General features: G+C 57.6%; 7 protein-coding genes (1 of these 7 cut by a window edge). 2 read left to right on the plus strand and 5 right to left on the minus strand.

Features of this window, described 5'->3' with window-relative positions; translation table 11 throughout:
- Both FIV38_RS12845 and FIV38_RS12850 read left to right on the plus strand, forming a co-directional pair.
- A protein-coding gene (locus tag FIV38_RS12845) for a non-ribosomal peptide synthetase (protein WP_092235462.1) crosses the window boundary here: on the plus strand, positions 1-12,589 show its 3' portion. 4,949 nt of this gene lie to the left of the window's left edge; the window shows 12,589 of its 17,538 coding nt (coding positions 4,950-17,538); its start codon lies off the left edge, out of view; its stop codon occupies positions 12,587-12,589.
- 57 nt (positions 12,590-12,646) lie between these two features.
- On the plus strand, positions 12,647-13,609 hold the full coding sequence (locus tag FIV38_RS12850) for an alpha/beta hydrolase (protein ID WP_092235459.1): 963 nt from the start codon (positions 12,647-12,649) through the stop codon (positions 13,607-13,609).
- Positions 13,610-13,679: 70 nt separating this feature from the next.
- Here the strand turns inward: FIV38_RS12850 and FIV38_RS12855 are convergent, their stop codons facing one another.
- From FIV38_RS12855 to FIV38_RS12875, 5 genes are all read right to left on the minus strand, one after another.
- Positions 13,680-16,232, minus strand: a complete 2,553-nt coding sequence (locus FIV38_RS12855; protein ID WP_092235455.1) for a TonB-dependent siderophore receptor — start codon at positions 16,230-16,232, stop codon at positions 13,680-13,682.
- Positions 16,233-16,568: 336 nt separating this feature from the next.
- Positions 16,569-19,094, minus strand: a complete 2,526-nt coding sequence (locus FIV38_RS12860; protein ID WP_092235452.1) for a TonB-dependent siderophore receptor — start codon at positions 19,092-19,094, stop codon at positions 16,569-16,571.
- A 198-nt stretch (positions 19,095-19,292) separates the two neighbouring features.
- On the minus strand, positions 19,293-21,779 hold the full coding sequence (locus FIV38_RS12865) for a TonB-dependent siderophore receptor (protein ID WP_092235449.1): 2,487 nt from the start codon (positions 21,777-21,779) through the stop codon (positions 19,293-19,295).
- 107 nt (positions 21,780-21,886) lie between these two features.
- Positions 21,887-22,831, minus strand: coding sequence for a FecR family protein (locus tag FIV38_RS12870; protein ID WP_029293150.1), 945 nt, complete (start codon positions 22,829-22,831; stop codon positions 21,887-21,889).
- A complete protein-coding gene (locus FIV38_RS12875) occupies positions 22,828-23,334 on the minus strand; it encodes an RNA polymerase sigma factor (RefSeq protein ID WP_224791175.1) in 507 nt (168 codons plus the stop codon). The genes FIV38_RS12870 and FIV38_RS12875 overlap by 4 nt, the downstream gene beginning before the upstream one ends.
- Positions 23,335-23,398 lie beyond the last annotated feature (64 nt).

The following is a 23,398-nucleotide window of genomic DNA, read 5'->3' on the forward strand; positions in this document are numbered from 1 at the left end:
GCCCTTCACCCTGCACGACTGGCGCAGTGAGCAGCAACAAACTGCGGCTCTCGACGAACTGGCCCACCGCGAACGCTTGGGCTTTGACCTGAGCCAGGGGCCCCTACTACGCCTGCAATTGGTGCGCACCGGCGACACTTGCTATCACCTGATTTATACCCACCACCACATCCTGATGGACGGCTGGAGCAACTCGCAACTGCTGGGCGAAGTTCTACAGCGCTACAACGGGCAGTTCCAGGCCAAAACCCATGGCAGCTACCGCGACTACATTGGCTGGTTGCAACGCCAGGACAAAGCCGTCAGCCGGGACTTCTGGCGCAAACAGCTAGCGGCCTTGCAGGAACCGACACGTCTGGCCCAGGCCGCGGCTCATCGCCCTGAGACCGAAGGTTACGCCGAGCACTTCCAGCAATTGGACCCGGCTCGTACCCTCGTATTGAGCGAATTCGCGCGCCAGCAGAAAGTTACCGTCAACACCTTGCTACAAGCTGCCTGGCTGCTTTTGCTGCAACGCTACACTGGTCACGATACCGTTTGCTTCGGTGCCACCGTGTCGGGACGCCCTGCGGAACTCAAGGGTATCGAGCAACAGATCGGATTGTTCATCAATACCTTGCCGGTCATCGCCAGCCCCCGTCAGGAGCAGTCGGTCGCACAGTGGCTGCAACAGATCCAGAACCAGAACCTGGCATTGCGCGAGCAGGAACACACACCACTCTACGAGGTACAGCGTTGGTCCGATCTGGCCGGTGAAGCGCTCTTCGACAACCTGCTGGTATTTGAAAACTACCCGATTTCAGAAGCACTGGAGCAAGGCGCCTGCGACTCCCTGAGTTTCGGCGAACTGAGTAACCATGAGCAAACCAACTATCCGTTGACACTCGCTGTAGGTCTGAACGACAAGCTGTCGTTGCGCTACAGCTACGACCTCAAGCACTTCACTCCAAGCCTCATTGAGCAAATCAGTGCTCATCTGGCGCAGTTGCTCGACAGTATTTGCCACTCAGCACAACTGTCGCTGGGCGATCTCAACCTATTACTTGAACCTGAACAGCACCTGCTACGCACTTGGAACGACACAGCGGGGGCTTATCAAGACCACGATACTGTCGGCCAACGTATTCAAGATCAAGCCGACCGCGCACCGGACACCCTGGCGCTGATCGATGGCGAGCGCACGTTGAGCCGTAGCCAATTGAACGAACGGGCCAACCAACTGGCCCACAAGTTGATCGCCATGGGCGTTGGCCCAGAAGTCCGGATTGGCGTAGCCATGCAGCGTTCGGACGCCTTGATAGTCGCCTTGCTGGGCGTGCTCAAGGCCGGCGGCGCCTATGTACCATTGGACCCGGACTACCCCGTCGACCGTGTCGCCTACATGCTTGAAGACAGTGGTGCCGCGGTTCTACTGACCGAAAGTGAGCTGCTCGCCGACCTGCCGCGCACCCAGGCACAGGTATTGCTGATAGATCAATTGGCCGGAGAACTGGCCGGCTACCCACTGACCGCACCGATCATCTCGGTCTCGTCCAATAACCTTGCCTATGTGATCTATACCTCCGGTTCGACCGGAAAACCCAAAGGCGTGGCTATCGACCATCGCAACGTGCTGGCGCTGATCCATTGGTCGCAACAGGTCTACAGCCAAGAAGATATCCAGGGCGTACTGGCTTCCACGTCGGTGTGCTTCGACCTGTCGGTATGGGAAATCTTCGTTACCCTGGCCAACGGAGGCTCACTCATCCTCGCCCGCAATGCCCTGGAGCTACCAGATCTGCCAGCGCGCGATCAGGTGCGCCTGATCAACACCGTACCGTCGGCGATCAATGCCTTGCAGCGTGCGGGGCAAATCCCCGATAGCGTGCGGATCATCAACCTCGCCGGTGAACCGCTGAAGCAGTCGCTGGTGGACAGTCTTTACCAGCAGGCGACCATCAATCACATCTACGACCTCTACGGCCCATCCGAAGACACCACCTACTCCACCTGGACCCGCCGTGAGGCGGGTGGCCAGGCCAATATCGGCCGACCGCTGCACAACACCCAAAGTTATCTGCTGGATGCTCAACTACAACCCGTCGCACCAGGCATCACTGCTGAGCTTTACCTGGCCGGTGCAGGGATTACCCGGGGCTACTTGCTCCGCCCAGGCATGAGCGCCGAGAAGTTCGTTCCAAATCCATTTGCGGCCCCCGGCGAACGTATGTATCGCACGGGCGACCTGGCTCGTCATCGGTCCGATGGCACGCTTGAATACATCGGTCGTATCGATCACCAAGTAAAGATCCGCGGGTTCCGTATTGAGTTGGGTGAAATCGAATCGCGGCTGCTGGCTCAGGAAAGCGTACAAGAAGCAGCGCTAATGGCAGTGGACGGGGCGAGCGGTCAGCAGTTGGTGGCTTACATGGTTCCAACCCAACTCCCGGCAGATAGTGATGCTCAGGCGTCATTGCGCGAAACAATCAGGACGGCGCTGCGGGAACACCTGCCGGAATATATGGTGCCAACCCATCTGATATTCCTGGCCGAGCTGCCCCTGACGCCCAACGGAAAGCTTGACCGCAAGGCCTTGCCCGCTCCTGAACTTGGCGCACTGACCGACCAATTCGTAGCCCCGCAAAGCGCACTTGAGCAACAGATTGCCGCTATCTGGCAAGACGTACTCAAACTGGAGCACGTTGGACTGACTGATAACTTCTTTGAGCTAGGGGGCGACTCGATCATCTCGATCCAGGTAGTCAGCCGGGCGCGTCAAGCAGGGATTCACTTCACCCCCAAAGAACTGTTCCAGCACCAGACCGTGCAAGGCTTGGCCTCTATCACCCAATTGACCAGCGACCGGGCGGGAGTCGATCAAGGTCCGGTCTCTGGAGAGGTGGCGCTGCTACCGATTCATCAGTGGTTCTTCCAGCAGGACATCCCTGAACGTCACCACTGGAATCAATCGGTAGCGCTCCAACCCCATGAAGTCCTGGATGCCCGGGCACTGGAAGATGCACTGCAAGGGCTAATCGAGCACCACGACGCGTTGCGATTGAACTTCAAACCGCAAGGCACCGGCTGGGCTGGACACGTTGTCGCCCCAACCCTGCGCACCGTACTCTGGCAGCAGGATGTCGCCGACGTGGCAGCACTGGTCCCTCTTTACGATAAGGCCCAGCGCAGCCTGGACCTGCAAGAAGGTCCGCTGCTCAGGGCAGTTCTGAGCAATCTGCCAAACGGCGAGCAACGCTTGTTGATCGTCATCCATCACTTGGTGGTTGACGGTGTGTCCTGGCGCATCCTGTTCGAGGACCTGCAAACACTTTATCGCCAACAGAATTCCGGGCAAACACATCAACTGCCACACAAAACCAGTTCGGTGAAAGCTTGGGGCGAGCGCTTGCGGGAATACGCGCAGAGTGATGCCTTGCAGGAGGAAATCGAATACTGGCAACAACAATTGAACGGCGTTGCCACCGACCTGCCGTGTGAGCATCCAGACGCCAGCCTGCACAATCGCCATAGCCGTAACTTGCAGGTCAGACTGGGGCAGGCCCAGACGCGCCAGTTGCTTCAACAGGCCCCGGCGGCTTACCGCACGCAAATCAACGATCTGCTGCTCACCGCCCTGGCGCGGGTAGTAGGGCGCTGGACCCGGCGTGACGATACCCTGATCCAGCTCGAAGGCCATGGCCGCGAAGAATTGTTTGACGACATAGACCTGACCCGTACGGTCGGCTGGTTCACCAGTATCTTCCCGATCAAGCTTTCGGCGGCCGCTACACTTGAGCAATCGATCAAGCACATCAAGGAGCAACTGCGAGCCATCCCGGAAAAAGGCCTGGGATTTGGTGTCTTGCGTGAAATGGGCGACGAAGCGGTGCAAAAGCTCCTGCGCGACTTGCCCCAACCACGCATCACCTTCAACTATCTTGGGCAATTCGACGCCAGCTTCGATGCTGCCCAAGGCGCACTGTTCTCTCCTTGCGGAGAAAGCGCCGGTGCCGAACAACACACCGAAGCCCCCCTGGCCAACTGGTTGAGTATCAACAGCCAGGTGTATGGCGGCGAGTTGAGCGTGAACTGGCTATACAGCAGTCAAATGTTCGACGAACAGACCATCGAACGCTTGGCCGATGACTACATCGTCGAACTCACCGCGCTGATCGAGCATTGCTGTCAGCCCCACAACCAGGGCACAACCCCTTCCGACTTCCCTCTGGCGGGTTTGAACCAGCGGCAGTTGGATGCGCTTACGGTGAAGGCTGCGCAAATCGAAGATATCTATCCGCTGTCACCGATGCAGCAGGGGATGTTGTTTCACTCCCTGTATGAGCACGACTCAGGCAACTACTTCAACCAGATGCGCCTTGACGTCGAAGGTTTGGACCCCGAGCGCTTCCAGCAAGCCTGGCAAGCGGCGATGGATGCCCGGGACATCTTGCGCACTCAGTTCCTCTGGCAAGGCGATTTGCCGGCCCCGGTGCAACTGGTGCGCAAGCACCTGAAATTGCCATTCGCCTTGCATGACTGGCGCGCGCAACCCCATCTGGAAGAAGCGCTAGATACATTGGCCGCAGCAGAGCAGGAAGGCTTCGAACTCAGTGAGTCCGTACTGCTGCGCCTGCAACTGGTACGCACAGGTGAATCGCGGCATCACTTGATTTATACCCATCACCACATCCTGATGGACGGCTGGAGCAACTCACAATTGCTGGGCGAGGTGCTACAACGCTACAACGGCCAACACGACGCCAAGCCTGCCGGACTCTATCGGGACTACATTGCCTGGCTACAACACCAAGACCAGGCCCTGAGCGAAAACTTCTGGCGTGGACAATTGGTTGGGCTGACCGAACCTACCCGATTGGCACAAGCTATCCCGACGCCAGCCAAATCTGGCAAAGGCTACGGCCACTGCCCTCGATACCTTGAAGTGGCCCAGACCAAGCGCCTAAGCGAGTTTGCTCGCCAACAGAAGGTCACGGTCAATACCCTCCTGCAATCAGCCTGGCTGTTGCTGCTACAACGCTATACCGGACAAGACTGTGTGTGCTTTGGCGCAACCGTATCGGGCCGCCCGGCTGAACTCAAAGGCATCGAACAGCAGATTGGCCTCTTCATCAATACCCTGCCGGTCATTGCCAGCCCATACGCAGAGCAATCCGTCGGACAATGGCTACAAACGGTGCAGGCGCAGAACCTGGCCTTGCGCGAACATGAACACACTCCTCTTTTCGAGGTGCAACGTTGGTCGCAACTGTCCGGTGAAGGGCTGTTCGACAGCCTACTGGTGTTTGAAAACTACCCGGTCTCCGAGGCGCTGGAGCAAGGTAGTTCTTCACAGTTGCGCTTTGATGGCATCCGCCTTCAGGAGCAAACCAATTATCCGCTGACATTGATGGTGGGGCTGAGCGATGCCCTGTCCCTGCATTACCACTATGCCAACAGTGATTTTTCTGAAGAGGCTATCGATCAACTCAACCGTCACCTGACTGGCTTGCTGTTGAGCATGCTCGACCATCCTGATTGCGCATTGGGCGAACTCTCGATGCTTGATGCCGCTGAACAACAGGTCATGGCGCAATGGAACCCACCCGTAACCGACTACCTGCTCCAGCACAGTGTCACCCAACGGATTGAAACTCAGGCTGAACGCACGCCGGAAGCTGTTGCTCTGATAGTGGGTCATCAATCGCTGACCTACCGCCAACTCAACGAGCAAGCCAACCAGCTGGCCCACAAGCTGAGTGCTTCAGGCATTGGCCCCGATCGCCTTGTAGGGATAGCCCTTGAGCGTGGCATACCAATGATTGTCAGCCTGCTGGCAACACTCAAGGCCGGGGGCGCCTATGTGCCGCTGGACCCGGACTACCCCGCCGACCGCCTGGCGTACATGATGCAAGACAGCGGCCTGGAAGTGCTGATCACACAGTCCGATGTACTCGACTCACTGTCAGTCCCGATCGGCGTGCAACCGCTGGTATATGAGCCAGCGAAAGGGTGGCTCGACCACTACCCACGCCTCAACCCGGCGACGCAACCGAGCCCGGACAACCTGGCCTATGTGATCTACACCTCCGGCTCGACCGGAAAACCCAAAGGCGTGGCTATCGCCCATCGCAACGTGCTGGCGCTGATCCATTGGTCGCAGCAAGTCTACAGCCGCGAAGAAATCCAAGGCGTACTGGCCTCCACGTCGGTGTGCTTCGACCTGTCGGTGTGGGAAATCTTCGTTACCCTAGCCAACGGCGGCTCGCTCATCCTCGCCCGCAATGCGCTGGAACTGCCAGACCTGCCGGCGCGCGACCAGGTTCGCCTGATCAACACCGTGCCTTCGGCAATCAATGCCTTGCAGCGTGCTGGGCAAATCCCTGATAGCGTAAAAATTATCAACCTGGCCGGTGAGCCACTGAAGCAATCGCTGGTGGATAGCCTTTACCAGCAAGCCACAATCAAGCATGTTTACGACCTCTACGGCCCTTCCGAAGACACCACCTATTCCACTTGGACCCGCCGCGAAGCTGGTGGTCAGGCCAATATTGGCCGGCCGCTAAACAATACCCAGGGCTATATGCTCGACGCCAACCTGAATGCGGTGCCTGTCGGGGTTGGCGCCGAGCTACACCTAGCCGGCGCCGGAATCACACGGGGCTATCTCGGCAACGCAGCATTGACTGCTGAAAAATACATACCCAATCCGTTCTCCTCCAGCGGCGATCGCCTGTACCGCACCGGTGACCTGACCCGTTATCGCGCCGATGGCGCGATCGAATACGTCGGGCGTATCGATCATCAAGTCAAAATTCGTGGATTCCGTATCGAACTGGGTGAGATCGAAGCGCGCCTGCTGGCACAGGACAGCGTACGAGAAGCGGCTGTACTGGCCGTAGATGGTATGAGCGGCCTGCAATTGGTGGCATACATCGCTCCAGTCCAACCCGATGGAACCCTCGCCAGCCTTGAAACACAGGTCCAACTGCGCGAGTCGATCAAGATTCAGCTTAAATCCCAGTTACCGGAATACATGGTACCGGCACAACTGATATTCCTTGCGGAGCTGCCGTTGACCCCCAACGGAAAACTGGATCGCAAGGCCTTGCCGGCGCCAGACGCGGTTCTGTCACAAGCCACCTTCGTTGCACCGCAAAGCGCCTTGGAACAACAGATCGCTACAATCTGGCAGGACGTTCTCAAGCGTGAGCAGGTGGGCATTACCGACAACTTCTTCGAACTGGGTGGGGATTCGATTATCTCTATCCAAGTGGTCAGCCGAGCCCGCCAAGCAGGTATTCACTTCACCCCCAAAGCATTGTTCGAACACCAGACCGTACAAGGCTTGGCATCCGTCGCACAACTTGACCAGGCTGATGTAGGCGCTGACCAGGCACCGGTTAGCGGAAAAATGCCATTGTTGCCAATCCACCGCCAGCAATTGGGTGCGCCAAATGGTGCAACTCTAATGTTGCTCGAGCCGCATACCCCGTTGGTGGCCGAGACCCTTGAGGCGGCGTTGCAGGTCCTCGTCCACCATCACGACGGCTTGCGCCTGAGCTTTAACGATCAGGAGGGGTATTTCGCGACACATGACGGACCTTTGCTACAACAGCAGGCAATCAGTGACCTCAGCGGACTGGAAGCGCTTTACCAAGTACTGCAACAACAGTCCACGCTGATGGATGGCCCGCTACTGCAAGGGATGCTAGCTACGCTGCCTTCAGGCGAACAGCGCCTGGTACTGGCTGCCCTGCCACTAGCTGTCGACGAATACTCCTGGTCAATTTTGCTTGAAGACCTGCAAGCTGCCTACGCGAACTTGGCCGCCAACCAGGCGGTCATGTTGCCGGCGAAAACTACTAGTGTGAAAGCCTGGGCCGAACACTTGCACACCGTTGCCGCCAATCCTCACCAGGCATATTGGAGCCAGGCACCCGTTACCCATGACCTACCATGGGAGCAATCTGAGACTGCGGCTCATCAAGTCCTGACGCTACGCACAATCTTGGACAAAAATCTGACGGAGCAACTATTACAACAAGCACCACTGGCCTACCGGTGCGACGTTGATACCTTGCTGCTCACAACCCTGGCCCGCGTGCTCCGTCGCTGGACTGCGCAGCACACCTGCCTGATCGAGTTGCAACTGCACACTCGTCCTGTGGCGCCCAATGGGCTGAACATGGCGCGCACTGTTGTTGGCGCCACACCGGGAATCCCGGTGCAACTGTCGATGACAAATACTCTGGATCAATCGATCAAGCAGACCAAGGAACAACTGCGAGCAATTCCTGATGCGGGCATTGGTTTCGGCATTTCCCGTTATCTGGAAAATGGAGCGCTCGCACACGTTGCAAGACCATTGATTAGTTTCAATGCGCTGCCAGCTATCAGCAACTACCCATTGTTCCGCGCGCGCAGAGTGTCGCCGATGGCGACCAACCTGCCAGAGAAAGGTCTGAGCATTGTCAGTCAACTGGAGGAAGGCCAACTGGTCCTAAGCTGGAGCTTTGATACCCTCTGGTTCAACAGCACCAGCGTTGAGCAATTGACTCAGGAGTATCTCGACGAATTGCAGGCGCTGATTGTTCATTGCACCCGTCCAGAAAACGCAGGCCTAAGCCCGTCGGACTTCCCACTGTGTAGCCTGACCCAGGCCCAGCTGGACAGCTTGCCCATAGCAGCCCGTCTGGTCGAAGATATTTACCCCCTGTCGCCAATGCAGCAGGGCATGCTCTTCCACACCCTGGAGGACGCTGAAGCTGCGGTCTACATCAACCAAATGGATGTTGAAGTAGACGGTCTGCACGTCGAGCGATTCATCGCAGCATGGGACAGTGTTATCAAGCGCCACCCAACCCTGCGAACCGGGTTCTGGAACTCAAACCTGCTCGCCGAACCTTTGCAAGTGGTCTATACCCGCGCACTTCTGGCGACACAGGTACTCGACTGGCAAGACGCGCCTGTCACGCCTGAACGCATAAAAGCACTGGTTGCAGCGGACTATGCTCAAGGCTTTGATTTACTTCAGGCACCGTTGATGCGCGTAACGCTGGTCAAGCTTGCGGGCAACAAGGTTCATCTGATCTGGAACAGCCACCACATTCTGATGGATGGCTGGTCCAGTTCACGGCTGCTGGGTGAAGTACTGCAAACCTACCTGGGTCAAGCGCCGAGCACCCCACCTGAAAGCTATCGGGACTACATCCTCTGGCTTAAAAACCAGTCGAAGACTAAGGTTGAACAGTTCTGGAAAGACAAGCTGCAAGGGTTCAGCGGCGCAACAACCTTGGCCACCAGCATTGCGCCACGCCCGGAGCCACAACTCGAAGGGCATGAAGCGCTATACCTCGACTGGACCAAAGAACCGACACAGCGCTTGCGTGAACAGGCCCAACGCTGGCGCGTCACCCCTAACACGTTGATCCAGGCCGCGTGGCTGTTGCTGCTGCAACGCTTTACCGGTCACGCAACCGTATGCTTCGGTGCCACAGTGGCCGGACGCCCGGCGACCCTGCCGGGTTCGGATGCCATACTGGGGCTGTTTATCAATACCTTGCCAATCATCCAGACGCCTGAGCCGGAAATGCTCCTGGGTCAATGGCTACAAGCGCTACAGACCTACAACATTGAGGTGCGCGACTATGAGCATGCCTCATTGGCAGATGTGCAGCGCTGGTCTGGCCAGGGTGGGCAATCATTGTTCGACAGTATCATCGTCTTTGAAAACTTCCCCCTGGACGAGCGTCTCCATAATGCTGAACAGCAGCAGCTAACCTTTGGCGAGGTGAAAGCGCGAGGAGTAACCAACTTTGCCATGGACCTGGAAGTCCGCCTGGGCAATACCCTGACCATCGAGTTCATGTACCTGCGCAACCGCTTCACCCCAGAAGCGACCGAGCAAATCCGCACAAGCTTCGAAACCTTGCTGTGCGCCATGCTCGACAACCCCGACGCAACCCTTGGCAACCTGGCCATGCTCAGCAACAACGAGCAGCAACGCCTCAACCAACGCAACATACTGGCCCCTTTGCAGGAAACGGCGCCGTTGCTGGCCGAGGTCATCCGAAGCCACGCAGCAGCCACACCCGGCGCCGTCGCAGTGGTATGTGCCGACGCTCAGTTGACCTATGGAGAACTGGAGTCCCGCGCCAACCGCCTGGCCCATTACCTGATTGCCCAAGGAATAGGGCCGGAAAGTTTTGTCGGGATTGCCTTGGAGCGCTCGGTTGACATCATCGTCGCGTTCTACGCGGTCATGAAAACCGGAGGCGCTTATGTGCCGCTGGACATCGACTATCCCCAGGAACGCGTGCAGTGGATCGTCGAAGACTCGGCCATGAGTTTGTTGATCACCCACGAGAGTTTGCATTCGCGCTTCAATCAACCATGGGCTCCGGCACTGATCGCGCTCGACGGCCTGAGCCTGGACAGTCAGCCCGACCACTGCCCTGCCAGCGCCGTACTGGATGACAACCTTGCCTACCTGATCTACACCTCAGGTTCCACCGGCAAGCCCAAAGGCGTGGCGGTCAGCCATGGGCAGATCCGCATGCATTGCCAGGCCATTGCCCGGCGCTACGACATGGACGCCAACACCCGCGAGTTACTGTTTATGTCGTTTGCCTTCGACGGTGCCCAGGAGCGTTGGCTCTCGACGTTGGCCAGCGGCGCTCGCCTGGTGGTGCGCGACAATCGCCTGTGGACCGCAGAAGAAACCTGGCACGCGCTGCACCAGCATGCCATCAGCATCGCTTGCTTCCCGCCCGCCTATCTGCAGCAACTCGCAGAGTTCGCCCAGACTCAGGAGCAGGCGCCGCCACCGGTACGCATCTACTGCTTTGGCGGTGATGCGGTGGCCGACGCCAACTTCGAACTGGTCAAGCGTGCCCTCAAGCCGCAGTACTTGACTAACGGTTACGGTCCGACTGAAACCGTGGTGACCCCACTGCTGTGGAAAGTCCCGGTAGACGCCGTGTGTGGCGCGGTTTATGCGCCGATCGGCGAGCGTGTCGGAGAACGTACTCTCTATGTGCTGGACGATGCCCTCAATGCCGTGCCGGATGGAGTGGCCGGTGAGTTGTATATCGGCGGCGAAGGTGTGGCGCGCGGCTATCACCAGCGCCCGGGATTGAGTGCAGAGCGTTTTGTCGCTGACCCCTTCTCCACTACCGGCGCACGCCTGTACCGCACCGGCGACTTGGTGCGCCAACGAGCCGACGGAGTGATTGATTACCTGGGGCGCCTGGATAATCAGGTGAAGATCCGAGGATTCCGTATTGAACTGGGAGAAATCGAAGCACGTTTACGCGACCTCTCAGGCGTTCAGGATGCTGTGGTGGTTGCCCGGGAAACTGCCGGAGGCAAACAGCTGATCGGTTATGTGGTCGCCAGCGAAGTCGCCGGCCTCGGTGAGCGCCTGCGTGGCGAACTGCAACAGGATCTGCCGGACTATATGGTGCCGGTGCAAATCCTCGTGCTAGAGAGCTTCCCGCTCAACCCGAACGGCAAGCTGGATCGCCAGGCCCTGCCCGACCCGGACTTCAAGGGACGCGAATTCATCGCCCCGCGCAACGCACTGGAAAAAGCCTTGGCAGTGATCTGGCAAGAGGTGTTGGAGGTAGAGCAAGTCGGGGTCACCGACAACTTCTTCGAACTGGGCGGCGACTCGCTTCGGGTGCTTAAAGTGCTGTCCAAAGTACGCAGTCAACCGGAGCTGGGGCTGAGCCTCAAGCTGCGCGACATGATGGGCAAACCGACCATTGCCGAACTGTCGGGCTACGCTGCGGGCGAACAGAACCTGGACCCACTGTTGCTGCTCAACAATCGGGTGGCCAATGCCGCGCCGCTGTTCTGCCTGCACGCCGGTTTCGGCACGGTGTTCGACTACGAGCCCTTGGCCCGGCGCCTGGACGGCCAGCGCAGTGTCTATGGCCTGCAATGCCGAATGCTGCTGGACCGTGATTGGGAGGATGAATCCTTGCAGGCCATGGCCATCGACTATGCACAGTACATCCGGCAGAAACAGGCCGATGGTCCGTACCACCTGCTGGGCTGGTCCCTCGGTGGTCCATTGGCGTTGCTGGTGGCACAGGAGCTGGAAAGCCAGGGCCAGGTCGTGGAATTTGTGGGGTTGGTCGATGCCTTCACCCCGACCAAGGGCCAAGCGCAGCCTGAACACGACTGGAGCGATGACTTACGCGGTTTCCTCGCGGTCATCTTCGATGTGGCTGGCGAGCGTTTGCCGGCGATTGAAATTCCGGCGGGCAGCGACATTGCACGCTTGGAACAGTTGATCGCATCGGTGCAGAGCAATGTCGCTGGCGACTCGGCATACAGCAGCATCAGCACCGAAGAATTGGCCCACACGTTTATCGTGGCGATGAAACTCAAGGCGTTGTCCGAACAATTGCAGGTACTACCAGATACCGGCTGCCGTCCTCATTGCTGGTGGGCCAGCACGCCGCAAGCCGGCTTCATTAGCCCGGTGCCTGGTGCTCTGAGCGACGAACTGATTACCGCCGGTCACTACGACATCCTGAAAAACCCGGACTGGCTCCATGACCTCCTACAACAATTGCCGCAAAACGAAGCCGTGACCCACTGAACCCAACGCCGCCCTTGCACAGGGGCGGCACTGTATTGAATCAATAAGGAACACGTAATGCCCCTGGACCCCGATCTCGAAGGTTTTCTGGAGTTGGCTGAAATGGGTCGCCTGAGTGGCAAGAGTCAGCCCATGCATGCCTTGAGTGTGAATCAGGCGCGGCAGGAGTTCGAGTTGAGCTCGCAGATCCTCGACCCATCGCCACCCGCAAGCCTGACGATTACAACCTTGCACATCCCGACACGCGACGGCGCAAAGATTGAAGCCCGGCTATACCGCTCGGCACATCACGTCCAACCTTCACAGCCAAGCATTCTGTATTTCCACGGCGGCGGCTACGTGGTCGGCAGCCTTGACTCCCATGACTCGATTTGCCGCCGCCTGGCATTAAGCGGACGCCAAGCGGTCCTGGCCCCGGCTTATCGACTGGCTCCGGAGCATCCCTTCCCCACGGCCGTCAACGACGCCCTGGATTGCGCCAACTGGCTGGCTCGCGAAGCGCATACCCTGAATCTGGACCCGGACAATGTCAGCGTCGCCGGTGATAGCGCCGGCGCCACCCTGGCTACGGTACTGGCCATCAGCGCCGTGCAGGCACCCGAGCACCTTGCGCTAAAACCCAAGACTCAGTTGCTGTTTTACCCGGTGGCCGACACTCAACGTACGCGCCCGTCCCACCTGCGGTATGCCGAAGGCTATCTGCTGGAAAGCGAGACCTTGCAGTGGTTCTACAGGCACTACACCCCCGACGTAGAGCAACGTGGCGACTGGCGTACATCACCGTTATTGGCAAACAACCTTGGTCCTCTAGCACCGGCCTACGTCAGCCTGGCCGAGTACGACCCGTTGTATGACGAAGGACTTGAATATGCCCAGTTGCTTCGCGATACCGGGACTGACGTTACTTTGTTGACTCAGCGTGGGTTGACCCATGACTTCCTGCGGATGTCGGGGATCAGTGCGGACATTGGCGGGATTTATGCGGCAGTCGAGGGGTGGTTGGAAGTGCATACCGCCTGAACAGGAGGACTGTTCTGTCAGACAAAGAAAAGGGACATCTCGTGATGTCCCTTTTCTTTTCAAACGGCGCTTACCAGAAGGTACCGCGCAGGGTCAGCATGTGGTTACGGGGATCGCCGTACCAGTTACCTGTGGTCGAGGTTCCGACCGTTGAGTAATAAGTTTTATCGAACACGTTATTGAGGTTATAGGCCAACGTCCAATTTTCATCCAGACGATATTCAGCCATGGCATTCCAAACGGCGTAACCCGATTGTTTGTAGTCGAAAGGAATCGACAGGTTGTTACCGTTTCCGTCCTGGACGGGGTTACCGTCGCTGCCTATCACTCCCGCAGTGCCGCTGACGAAAGTCGCACTCTGCAGATTAACCCCACCCCCCAGTTTCACATCGTTGAGCACTCCCGGCAGACGGTAGGTGCTCCAGAGCTTGACCATATGCTTGGGGGTAATGGTGCTGAACGCGGAGTTTTTGGTACGGTTCTTGTTGTTGTTATAGGTATAACCAGCAATCAACATCCAGTCGGGCATCACTTCACCCGATATCTCCATGTCGAAGCCTTTGCTGATGACTTTACCTTGCGGCAAGTAGCAGCAGTTGCCACCAAACTGCACCTGGCCCAGTGGATAGCGGGGATCTTCTACGGCCTCATTTTCCCGTTCGGTGTAGTAGATCGCGAAGGAGGTATTAACTGCTCCGCCAAACAGTTCGCCCTTGAGCCCGGTTTCATAGGTACGACCTTCCATCGCCTCGATAGCCGACCCCGGCTGCGGCCCCTGCAGTTTTTGCTGCTGCGGGCGATATTGCTCGGAATAACTGACATAGGTCGACCATTCATCGGTCAAGTCATAGACCAGACCGCCATAAGGTGTGACCTTGGTTGATTCCCGCGTCGACACGTCGGACTCAACCTCCCAGTTCCCGACCTCTGCCCAGTCCGCCGTGTAGAGCTGGTCGAACTTGAAGCGTTGAGCGCGCGCGCCCACTATCAAATGCAGCGGTTCGGCCAGTTGTAGGCGCAGGGTCGAGTACAGCCCGTACTGAACCTGGGAGTTGGGGTTGTAGTCACGGAAGTAATCTTTTCGCGTCGGTGGCTGAGGCCAGGGCGTGGAGTCAGGATCAAACACATCGACATCACCGAGCGCACCTAAACTTCGTTGGGTACCGCGCCAGCGACTGTTGATCTTCTGATGGTCCATACCGAGCAAAAACTCATGGCGCAAACCAAACGCATCAAACTTGCCCGACAGGTTGATATCTGCCGACCCCTGTTCGCTGCGATAAGCCGTAGTATTCCCCTGCCAGTAAGTACCTTTGCCAGTGACCGGGTTTACGCCGTTCAGAGCAAAAGCACTTTTTGAGAGTCCAGATTCAAGGGTCTTGGTGTAAGTCGCGTTTATCTTCCAGTCATCGTTGAGTTCGTGGTCGATCTTGGCAAACAACTCCTGCGAGCGCCCGTCTTGATAGGCCCAACCCTGCGTGAGGCTGGTACGCCTGGATAGACCCAGGTCCTTGCCGTTGCTGTAGCGAGGCAAACCTACGCCTGAGCCATTCACATGAATACGCTCGGAGCGGCCACCGAAGGTCAGCCGTGTGCTGGGCAGGACGTCAGCTTCCAAAACGCCGTAGACCGTGGGTTTTTCGTCGCTCACATGATCCTGGAAAGAACCGTTTTTGCTGTAAGCCGTGACCAAACGCCCGCGTAACTTGCCGTCAAACCCCAGCGGCCCCGTGACATCAAGCTGGGTACGGTAACGATCCCAAGAGCCCGCTGAGGTGTCTATTTTCAACTGGTAGGCATCCAACGGACGCTTACGCACAAGGTTAATCATCCCGCCTGGGTCGCCCGTACCGCCGAACAGACCGGAAGCACCACGCAGAACCTCAACGTGGTCAAACTCCACCAGATCGTAGTTTTTGTTGGAGTAAAAACTCCCTGAGGAGTTACCCAGAGCCATAGGCGCAGCGCCGTCGATCTGAATGTTCTGGATCATGAAGCCGCGAGAGAAGAAGTCTGAGGTACGCACGCTGGTTTTCTGCAAGGTGATCCCGGGTGCTAGCTTCAACGCGTCGTTCAGGTCCACTGCTCTCGTGTCCTGAATCGCCTGTGACGTCACCACCGACACCGACTGTGGCGTCTGCCGCAGACTGGTCGGGGTTTTCGAGCCGATACTGGTCAAGCCAGTGGTGTAGGAGCCGGAGTTTTCCGTCATTTCCCCCATACCCTGGCCCTGGATGGTAGTGGCGCCCAGCTCAATAGTTGAACTCGCACCATTGTCGGGGCCAAGGATGACGGTATTGTTTTCAATCCGGAAAGTCAGCCCCGCGCCTTTGAGCAATGCTTCAAGAGCTGCCTCGGGCTCCAGGGTGCCTTTAACGGCGGTGGACTTCTTGCCAGCAACCATATCCGGCCCGAAAAGCACTTGCAGGCCAGTCTGCTTACCCAGCTCGGTCAGGGCCTTGTCCAGGGACTGGGCTGGCACATTCACCTGCATGGGCTGGGCGAAAGCCCCGCCGCTGACACTGAGGGCCAACCCCAGGACCGCCACCGACACGCAGCTGCGGCAGGACGCCAGGGGGGTGTTGAAGAGTTTTTGCCTGAACCTTTTGCTCTCGCGTTTCATTGTTTGGTTAAGCCCCAGATATGTCATTAATGTCGAAGGCCTTCCACTCTTGAGGCGGAATGACCTGAATTTAGTTAAACCGTCCGGACTCCACTCCCTGTTGCAGAGGGACGGTTTTGGCTTGAATCGGTGTCGAGCCATTAATGAACGTTCGGGATAAAAATAATTTAGAAGGATTCTCAATCACTTTGTAACAGTCGCAAAACCTTTGCCTTAGGTCCACACCTCATCTTGTCAGGCACGCAGGGGAGCACTCACCTCTAAATCATTGGCGAGCTTGGCGCACGCAAAAAAAATCACCTCAGGTGAGGTGATTTTCTACGACGAAAGGAAAGCCTAGAACGTACCCCGCACAGTTAGCATGTAGTTGCGCGGTTCACCGTAGTAATTGCCGTACTCGGAAGTCTTCAGGGTCTCGAAGTACTTGCGGTCAAACAGGTTGTTGCCGTTGAGGGCAACGGTCCAGTTTTCGTCGACTTTGTATTCGACCATCGCGTCCCATACGGCGTAGCCGCCTTGAGCGAAGTCAAAAGGCGTCTCACGGGAAACATCGTAGTAGTTGCCTGTAGGATTTTTTCCATCAACCCGATAAGCAGTTCCGCTGGCATAGCTGGCGCTCTGGATGTTGACGCCACCACCTACTTTCCAGTCAGAAAGGCGATCAGGCAATGTGTAAACGGTCCACAGTTTCGCCAAATGCTTGGGTGTAACCGTAGTGAGGAAAGTGTCCTTGGTACCATTGTCTGTGAGGTTCAAGGTGTAGCCGCCCATCACCATCCACCCAGGCAACACCTCACCACTGGCTTCTAGTTCAAGACCCTTGCTGATGATTTCGCCTTGAGCCAGATAGCAGCAACTGCCGCCATACAAGACTGATTCCGCCACGTACCGCGGATCTTGAATCGCCTCTTTCTCGCGCTTGGTATAGAACAGCGCCGCCGAAACGTTCAGCGTTCCGCCATAGAGCTCACCCTTAATACCGGTTTCGTAAGTCTTGCCAACCATGGGTTCCAGGGCTTTTCCAGAAGTACTTGGGCCTTGCAGTTGCTGGGCCTGGGGCTTGAAGATTTCCGAATAGCTGGCGTACGCCGACCATTCATCATCGAGGGCGTAAACCAAACCACCGAAGGGAACTAACTTGGTCGGTTCACGATGATTGCTCTGGGACTCAATGCCCCATGCACCTGTATCAGCCTTTACGGCCATGTAGGTCTGTTCGAACTTATAGCGCTGCACCCTGGCGCCGATGATCAATTTGAGCGGATCTGTCAGTTGTAAACGCAAGGTCGAGTACAGACCATACTGCTTACGGGTATTGGGGCTGTAATCACGCTCAAGCTTGTTGCCAATGCTGTCAGAAGGTAGAGGCGTGAGGTCTGGATTGTAGACATCAACAGGATAGAAGCCCTGCATAGCTTTCGTTGAGCGCCAACGGCTGTTCACCTTCTGTGCATCAGCACCGATCAGCAGTTCATGCTCACGATTGAACGCCGTAAATTTTCCGGAAACGTTGGCATCGAACAGCGTCTGTTCGCTCCAGTTTCTAATGTAACTCCCTCCCCAGGTAGCACCTTCAAGCGTTACCGGATCAGGTGAGCCCCACAGGAACGCACCTTTGGTCTCGGTTTTATCGAAGGTATTGGTCAAGGAAACGTTCAACTTCCAGTCGTCAGCCAATTCCTGGTCGTACTTGGCGAAGATTTCCTGGGAGCTGTTATCGCTATAAGCCCAGTTCGGTGAGTACCAAGTGCGACGACTGAGCTTCAAGTCCCGCCCGGTGCTGAAGCGTGGCAAACCGTCGCCAGTGCCGTTTTCATGAATTTTCTCGTAGCGCCCTCCGACGGTAACCCGCGCCGTGTCTGTTACATCAGCCTCCAACACGCCGTAAATGAAAGGTTTCTCGGTGCTACGGTTATCCATGAAGTACTGGCGATCGGTATTGGCGACCACCACACGCCCGCGCAATTTACCGTCAAAGGCCATTGGCCCCGTCACGTCGACCTCAGTACGGTAATTGTCCCAGGAACCTGCCGATGTATTGAACTTGAGCTGGAAGTAGTCCAGCGGACGTTTACGCACGGCGTTGATGATGCCACCCGGATCACCAGTACCGCCGAACAGGCCGGACGCCCCCTTCAACACTTCGATATGGTCGAACTCAGCCATGTCATAGGTTTTGTTGGCGTAGAAGGTACCGATACCAGAGCCGATGTCCATCGGCGAGGCACCATCAATCTGAATGTTATCGATACGGAAACCACGAGAAATGAACTGCGGCAGGCGGTAGTTGGCGTTTTTGACGGTGATGCCCGGCGTGCGCCGCATGGCATCGGATAGATCAACAATGCGCCGGTCTTGCAGGACCTGTTGGGTGATGACAGACACCGACTGCGGTGTGTCCCTCAGACTGGTAGGCGTTTTTGAACCGGCGCTGACAAGTCCGGTGGTGTAGGAGCCGGAGTTCTCCGTCATCTCCCCCATCCCCTGCCCCTGAATGGTGGTAGCCCCCAACTCCACCGCCCCTCCCTGCGCCGGTTTTTTTTCAATCAGGATCACATCATCACTGACCCGGGCGCTCAAGCCGCTGCGCAGTAGCAACCGATCAAGCCCCTGCTGCACCGGATAATTTCCCTTGAGCCCGTCCGACTGCTGACCAGCGACCAACTCGCTGACGACCATCAACCGCAACCCGGACTGCTCGGCAAAGCGCGTCAGTACCTGATCCAGTTGGCCGGCTTCGATGTCGTAGGTCCGGATGTCGGTCTTCTGCTGCTGCGCCGCCTGTGCCGGCAGGCTCATTGCCACGGCACTGGCCGTGGCAAGTGCCAGGCTCAAGGCGGTGTGCCTGATCAGATGCTGCATAACGCTCCCCCTGCTGAAATCAGCCAAATAAAAATCAATCTCAACAAGAAAGACGTCAGCCTTCCGAACACCGACAGTGGCGATAGGTATTTATTTTTCGCCACAAACTGCGTTCATGGCGCCCCATCACAGTCAGCCAACGCTGGCATGCGCTCATTAAAAAGCCCGCAATCACGCGGGCTCTTTTTTATCTGCGACTTACCAGAAAGTACCGCGCAAGGTCACCATATGGTTGCGTTCATCGCCATACCAGTTGCCCGAGGACGGTGTCCCCAGTTTGCTGTAGTAGTGCTTGTCGAACAGGTTATTGATGTTGTAAAGCACGCTCCAGTTCTCATCCAACTGATACTCGGCCATGGCGTCCCAAACGGCGTATCCGGACTGGCTGTATTTAAAATCGTAAGACCGCTGATGAGCGTTGAACCAGGTCGTCCCGCTGACATCTGTAGCACTCTGTAGATTAACGCCGCCACCCACCTTCAGGTCGTTGAACAAACCGGGCATACGGTAGGTAGACCAAAGCTTGACCTGATGCTTGGGTGTCACACTGCTGAATACTTTTGCTGCGGTGCGATTGCGGTTGTGGTTATAGGTGTATCCGGCCAATACGTTCCAGTCCGGCAATAGTTCGCCGGTGAACTCCATATCAACACCCTTGCTCGTTACCTCGCCTTGAGGTAGGTAGCAGCAGTTACCGCCGTGCAGCACACTGGACTCTTCGTAGCGGGGATCAAGGACTGCCTCGTTTTTACGGCTGGTGTAGTAAAGCGCAAATGACGTATTGACGGCCCCGCCCCACAGTTCTCCCTTGACTCCCGTTTCATAGGTCTTGCCCGTCATGGATTCGATAGGGCTACCCGGGTACGGCCCCATCAGTTTGGTTTGCTGTGGTTTGAAAATCTCGGAATAACTGGCGTATGTCGACCATTCATCCGTGAGGTCATAGACGATGCCGCCGTATGGCACCACCTTCGTGGGTTCGCGCACAGAAACATCTGAATCAGTACCCCAGACCCCCTTGTCGCGGGAACGATAGAGTTGATCGAATTTATAACGCTGCGCACGAGCACCGATAATCAGATGCAACGGCGCGGCCAATTGCAAACGCAGGGTGGAGTACAGGCCGTACTGCACTTGGGTGTTGGGGCTAAAACGGTGGAAGAAATCTTTGTCGGTGTCGGGCTGTGGCCATGGTGCTGGATTAAAGACATCGATTGGTACACCCGATCCAGTGGCCTGGGCAGTCCCCGCCCATGAACTGGTGATTTTCTGGTGATCCATCCCCACAAGAAGTTCGTGCTGCAACCCCATTGCCTCGAATTTGCCGGCGAGATTCACATCAAACAGCTTTTGATCGCTGCGGTATTTGTTATTGGAGCCCCCGGTGTTGGGCCCTGTCATGGTCGCAGGATCAACCGCGCCAAATGAGAACGCGCTTTTGGAAAACCCTGAGTCCAGGGTCTGGGTATAGGAAACGTTGCCCTTCCAGTTCTCGTTGAACTCATGATCGATCTTGCCAAATATTTCCTGGGAGCGACCATCCAGGTACGCCCAGTTCTGCGTCAGGCTGGCGCTTCGCGATAGGCCTAGATCCCGGCCATCAAGGTAACGCGGCAAGCCGGTGCCTGACCCCGTCTCATGGATGCGTTCAGAACGCCCACCCAGGGTAAGTCGTGTGTCATCCGTGATATCCGCTTCCAACACCCCGTAGAAAATCGGCTTTTCCAGAGCGCGATCATCAGCCATGTATTGGCGATCCGTGTAGGCAGCCACCATGCGCCCACGCAGCTTGCCGTCAAACCCCAAAGGTCCGGTGACATCCATCTGCGTGCGGTAGTTGTCCCAGCTCCCCGCCGAGACATCGATCTTTAACTGGTAGGCATCCAACGGGCGCTTGCGTACCAGGTTGATCATGCCGCCTGGGTCACCTGTGCCACCGAACAAACCGGACGCACCCCGCAAGACTTCAACGTGGTCGTACTCCACCAGGTCGTAGCTCTTGTTGGAATAGAAGCTGCCCGACGTGGTACCCAGGGCCATGGGAGCGGCACCGTCGATTTGGATGTTCTCGATTTTGAAACCTCGAGAGGAGAAATCTGACAACCGGAAGTTATTGTTGGTGACCGTAATGCCTGGTGTGGTTTTCATCGCTTCGGCCAGGTCGGTCATGCGCTTTTCTTCAATAACCTTCGCTGTCACCACTGACACCGACTGCGGCGTCTGTCGCAAGCTGGTCGGAGTCTTCGAACCGATACTGGTGAGGCCGGTAGTGTAGGAGCCGGAGTTCTCCGTCATCTCCCCCATCCCCTGCCCCTGAATGGTCGTAGCCCCCAACTCCACCGCCCCTCCCTGCGCCGGTGTCTTTTCAATCAGGATCACATCATCACTGACCCGGGCGCTCAAGCCGCTGCGCAGTAGCAACCGATCAAGCCCCTGCTGCACCGGATAATTTCCCTTGAGCCCGTCCGACTGCTGACCAGCGACCAACTCGCTGACGACCATCAATCGCAACCCGGACTGCTCGGCAAAGCGCGTCAGTACCTGGTCCAGTTGGCCGGCTTCGATGTCGTAGGTCCGGGTGTCGGTCTTCTGCTGCTGCGCGGCCTGTCCCGGCAGGCTCGTTGCCACGGCACTGGCCGTGGCAAGTGCCAGGCTCAAGGCGGTGTGCCTGATCAGATGCTGCATAACGCTCCCCCTGCTGAAATCAGCCAAATAAAAATCAATCTCAACAGGAAAGACGTCAGCCTTCTGAAACCCGACAGCGGCAGCCAGCGTATTTTTTAAGCCCGGGGTTACTGGCGCGGTGAGTCGTCGCGTTCGATCACGGTCAGCCATGGCAGCAGGCGCACGCGTAATGGCAGCGTGCGTTGCAGCAGTTTCAGTTGGGCGTCAGTGTCGTCGGTGGCGATGATGCCGGTCACGGGCAGATCGCGCAGGCTGTTGTCGCGAACCCAGATTACGCCACGGTGGTAGCGGCCGAGTTGTTCCAGCACCTCGCCCAGGGGTTGGCGGTTGAAGACCAGTTTGTCGCGGCGCCAGGCGGTAGCGGTGGCGACGTCAACCGGTTGGCTGCGCGAGAGGCCGTCCGGGCCGTATTGCACGGCCTGCCCGGCTTCCACATCGGTGGTCTGCGGGTCGCCGTCCAATGTCACGCGCACGGTGTGTTCGGTGACGACCATGCGCACTTGCTCGCCCTCGCGCCGCACGTCGAAGCCGGTGCCCAGCGCGCGCAGGCTGCCACGGCCGGCGCGTACTTCGAATGGGCGCTGGGTGTCGGGGGCGACCTGGACGAACAGTTCGCCGCTATATAAATGCAACACCCGGCGACCCGCTTGCATGTCGATATCCACGCGGGTGCGCGGCGCCAGCTCCAGGTGCGAGCCGTCGGCCAGTGTCACGCGGCGGTGCTCGCCCAGGCCTGTCACTTGGTCCGCCATCCAGCCTTGGTGCTCTGCCTGCCAGGACAAACCGCCGGCCAGGCCCAATGCGACGACCAGCCCCAGTTGCAGCAAGCGGCGTGATGAGCCGGGTGGACGCTCCAGTGCGCTGCCCAGGCTCTCCCACAAGCGTTCCGCCGCGTGGGCGGCACGCTGGTGTTCGGGCGAGGTTTCGCACCACTGCAGGTAGGCGTCCCAGGTAGGTGCCTCGGCGGTGCCCGAATGCAGGTCGACCAACCATTGCAATGCTTGCTCGGTGAGCAGCGGCGAAGGTTTATCCGGAGCAGGCTCGCGCGTCACTCGGTCATCCCAAGACGCCGGGCGCAATGCAGCACCGCGCTCATGATGTATTTGCTGACCATGCTGGGAGACACCCCGAGTTGCTTGGCAATCGCCGCATGGCCCAAGCCGTCGAGGCGGTTGAGCAGCAAAGCCTGGCGGCTGTTATCGGACAATTCTCCCAACGCCTGTTGCAACAGCTGCAACTGCTGGCGCATCTCCACCAGTGCGGCAGGGCCCGGGCATGGGTCGAGCAGCTCGTGCTGCACATCTTCCAGCGAATCCATAGGCCCACGCCGCGTACGGCTGCGGCCCAGGTCGATGATCAGGTTGCGCATGACGCGAATCAGGAAGAACCGCGGATTGGTGATGGTATGGGTGCGCTGCTGCCGGTCGAGGCCGACATAACGTACGAACGCGTCCTGCATCAGGTCTGCCGCCATTTCCCGGTCACCCAGGCGCCGGTAGGCAATCTGCTGCAGTTCGCGATGATAGAGGCGAAACAACCGATCCAGATGATCCAACGCACACTCCATGAGCATCCGTGTGCAGGGCACACATAGGGGGCGCTAGACTACAATTTATGAG

This window comes from Pseudomonas proteolytica (assembly GCF_007858275.1).
Classification (GTDB): domain Bacteria; phylum Pseudomonadota; class Gammaproteobacteria; order Pseudomonadales; family Pseudomonadaceae; genus Aquipseudomonas; species Aquipseudomonas proteolytica.